This is a genomic window from Kitasatospora sp. NPDC091257 (assembly GCF_044757675.1).
In the GTDB taxonomy this organism is placed as follows: domain Bacteria; phylum Actinomycetota; class Actinomycetes; order Streptomycetales; family Streptomycetaceae; genus Kitasatospora; species Kitasatospora lactacystinica.
The window spans coordinates 1-3099 of the sequence record NZ_JBIVVI010001093.1 but is presented as its reverse complement, the minus strand read 5'-3'; the positions used below and the strand labels follow the sequence as shown (position 1 = coordinate 3099).

Here is a 3099-nt window from a genome sequence, read left to right as displayed (position 1 = left end):
AGTTGCGCTCGCGTCACACACCATGGTCTACCGGATCAGGACCCGCCGCGAAGGTGAATCACACAGATTGATCACGACCGAATACGCGCCCTAGCGCGGGCGGCCCTCCAGGTCGGCCAGGGTCGCGTGCAGCCAGGCGAGTTCGGCCTCGGTGGTGGCGCGGGCGACCAGCAGCAGGCCGCGCCGGAACGGGTCGGCGAACTCCTCGGCGCCCACCGGGCGGTCGCCCTCGTAGAAGAAGCTGGCCGGTTCGGCGAGGAAGGCCAGTCGGCGGCGCAGTACGGCCGCCTGGTCGGCGGGGTCGGCGAGGTGCCGCAGGAAGGCGAGCAGGGTGAACCAGCGGTTCTCGTCGCTGACGTCGAGCGGCTCGGGCTCGCGCAGCCGGTCGAGCAGCGCGGTGCGGCCGGCCTCGGTGAGGTGCAGGGTGTGCCGGGGCGCGGCGGCGCTGCCCGGCTCGGTCTCGCGGACCAGCAGGCCGTCGGTCTCCAGGCGTTTGATCGCGGGGTAGAGCGTGCCGTCGCTGATCGGGCGGACGTGGCCGGTGAGCGCGGCGAGGTGGCGGCGCAGCTCGTAGCCGTGCAGGGGGCGGTCGTACAGGAACCCGAGGATGGCGAGCTTCAGCATGGGGCCACTCTCTCAGATCCTTCCCTCGGGGCATGGGTATCTCACTATCGCTATACCTCGACTTCGATGTATGGTCCTGATCGTCCGCCGGAGTCCCCGGAACCGGGAGCCGGCACACCCAGGAGAAGGAGCGAGTGAGCATGCGCGAGGCCCCCGTCACCCCGAACGGCGACCGGATCCGCTGGGTCGAGCTGCCCGGCGCCGAGCCGGCCCGGCTCTACCTGCACGGGCTCGGCGCCACCTCGCCGGCCTACTTCGCGGCCGCCGCCACCCACCCGCTGCTCGCCGGGCGGCGCTCGCTGCTGCTGGACCTGCTCGGCTTCGGCCTCAGCGACCGGCCGACGGACTTCGGCTACACCCTGGAGGAGCACGCGGACGCGGTCGCGGCGGCCGTCGCGGCCGCCGGGACGGCCCGGGTCGAGGTGATCGGCCACAGCATGGGCGGGGCGGTCGCGATCGTCCTCGCCCAGCGGCACCCGCACCTGGTCGAACGGCTGCTCCTGGTGGACGCCAACCTGGACCGGGTCGACCCCGACCGGCGCCACCCCGGCAGCAGCGGCATCGCGGCCTACGCAGAGGAGGAGTTCCTGGCCGGCGGCCGGGACGAAGTCGCCGAGCGGGTCGGCCCGTTCTGGTGGTCCACCATGCGGCTGGCCGGCCCGGAGGCGCTGCACCGCAGCGCCCGCTACCTCGCCCGGGCGACCGAACCGACCATGCGCGAGCTGCTGCTCGGCCTCGACCTCCCGCGCACCTTCCTCCACCCGGCGGCGGACGGCGAGCCGGCGGGTGCCGGGACCCTCCGCGCGGCGGGCGTACGGGTGGTCGCGGTGCCGGACTGCGGGCACAACATCATGCTCGACAACCCGGACGGCTTCGCGGACGCCGCGGCGCGGGCGCTCGGGCAGGGGTGAACGGGGGAGGCGCCGGCCGCCGCCCGTCGTAGGCTGGGGCGGACCGTCCGAGAGGAGCCCGCCCGATGTCCGTCCAGGTCCCGCCCGCGCTGGCCGCGTCCCTGGAGGGCTTCCTCGGCGCCGAGGGGCGCGCCTGGGTGGCCCGACTGCCCACCCTGGCCGGCGAGTTGCTCGACCGCTGGGAGCTGAGCCCGGACGGGCCGGTCGCGCACGGCGTGGTCGGGCTGGTGCTCCCGGTGCTGCGCGCCGACGGGATGCCGGCCGTGCTCAAGCTCCAGCCCGTGGACGAGGAGACGGTGGGCGAACCGCTCGCCCTGCGGGCCTGGGACGGCCGCGGCGCCGTGCGGCTGCTCGACCACGAACCGGCCACCGGCTCCCTGCTGCTGGAGCGGCTGGACCCCGGGCGCTCATTGCTCGACCTGCCCGACGACCTCGCGGCGCTGCGCGTGATCGCCGAGCTGCTCAGGGAATTGACGAAGAGTCAGGCGCCGTCCGGACTGCGGACCCTGGCGGGTGCGGCGAGCGACCTGCTCGACCGGGCCCCGGCGGCCGTCGCGGCCCTCGCCGACCCGGTGGAGCGGCGCCTGCTCGCCGACTGCGCGGCCGCCCTGTGCGAGGTCCGCGCCGACCCCGGCGACCGGCTGCTGCACTGGGACCTGCACTACGGCAATGTGCTGGCCCCGCTCCCGGGCAGCGGCCGGGAGCCCTGGCTGGCCATCGACCCCAAGCCGCTGGCCGGCCACCCCGGCTTCGAGCTGCTCCCGGCGCTGCGCAACCGCTGGGAGGACGTGGTGGCCACCGGGGATGCAACCCGGGCGCTGCGGCGGCGCTTCGACCTGTTGACGGAGGTGCTGGAGCTGGACCGCGAGGTGGCGGCGGCCTGGACGCTCGCCCGGGTGCTGCAGAACGCGGTCTGGGTGGCCGAGGAGGGCGGGGCGGAGCTGGACCCGGCCCAACGTGCCGTCGCCGAGGTGCTGTTGGGGCGCTGACCCGGGAGCCCGCGCGGCTTTCCGCGCCTGCGAGGTACTGCTGCTCGGTGCTTCCGCTCGGTGCTTCCGCTCAGTGCTCGCGCAGGGGCGCGAAGCGCACCGGTGTCCCCGGCCTGGCCTGTGCGGCGGCCGCGAGGTCGCCGGCCGGCACGACGCCGATCACCGGGTAGCCGCCGGTGGTCGGGTGGTCGGCCAGGAACACCACCGGCTGCCCGTCCGGCGGAATCTGAACGGCGCCCAACACCATGCCCTCGCTGGGCAGTTCGCCGTCCCTGGCGCGGGCGACCGGCGGGCCCTCGGTGCGCAGCCCGACCCGGTTGCCGGTCGGGGAGACCAGGTACCGGTCGCGGCCGAGACGGGCCACCGCCTCCGGGTCGAACCAGTCCGCGCGCGGTCCGAGCCGCAGCCGCAGCACCAGCTCGGCCGGGGGACCGGGCAGCGGCACCAGCTCGGGCCTGGCCCGGTACGGCGGCGGGGCGCCCACCGGCAGCCGGTCCCCGGCGGCCAGCGGGGCCGGCCCGAGCCCGGAGAGCAGGTCCGCCGAGCGGCTGCCGAGCACCGGCGGGACGGCGATC

General features: G+C 75.8%; 3 protein-coding genes and 1 pseudogene. 2 read left to right on the top strand and 2 right to left on the bottom strand.

The window, feature by feature from the left end:
• Positions 1 to 90: 90 nt before the first annotated feature.
• Entirely contained in the window at positions 91 to 624 is a 534-nt protein-coding gene (locus tag ACIQOV_RS34780; protein ID WP_401054846.1) for a PadR family transcriptional regulator, read from the bottom strand.
• A gap of 140 nt (positions 625 to 764) precedes the next feature.
• Between ACIQOV_RS34780 and ACIQOV_RS34775 the strand changes: the two genes are divergently transcribed.
• A complete protein-coding gene (locus ACIQOV_RS34775; RefSeq protein ID WP_401054845.1) occupies positions 765 to 1535 on the top strand; it encodes an alpha/beta fold hydrolase in 771 nt (256 codons plus the stop codon).
• A 65-nt stretch (positions 1536 to 1600) separates the two neighbouring features.
• Positions 1601 to 2524 (top strand): aminoglycoside phosphotransferase family protein, encoded by a 924-nt coding sequence (locus ACIQOV_RS34770; RefSeq protein ID WP_401054843.1) that lies wholly within the window; start codon positions 1601 to 1603, stop codon positions 2522 to 2524.
• A gap of 70 nt (positions 2525 to 2594) precedes the next feature.
• On the opposite strand, the pseudogene ACIQOV_RS34765 reads toward ACIQOV_RS34770, so the two are convergent.
• Positions 2595 to 3099 (bottom strand): annotated as a pseudogene (locus tag ACIQOV_RS34765) (allophanate hydrolase subunit 2 family protein); the annotation flags it as partial.

Bases quoted from the DNA above. Each gene is read 5' to 3' on its own strand.
- ACIQOV_RS34770 (WP_401054843.1), top strand. From the start codon at position 1,601: ATGTCCGTCCAGGTCCCGCCCGCGCTGGCCGCGTCCCTGGAGGGCTTC.
- ACIQOV_RS34775 (WP_401054845.1), top strand. From the start codon at position 765: ATGCGCGAGGCCCCCGTCACCCCGAACGGCGACCGGATCCGCTGGGTC.
- ACIQOV_RS34780 (WP_401054846.1), bottom strand. From the start codon at position 624: ATGCTGAAGCTCGCCATCCTCGGGTTCCTGTACGACCGCCCCCTGCAC.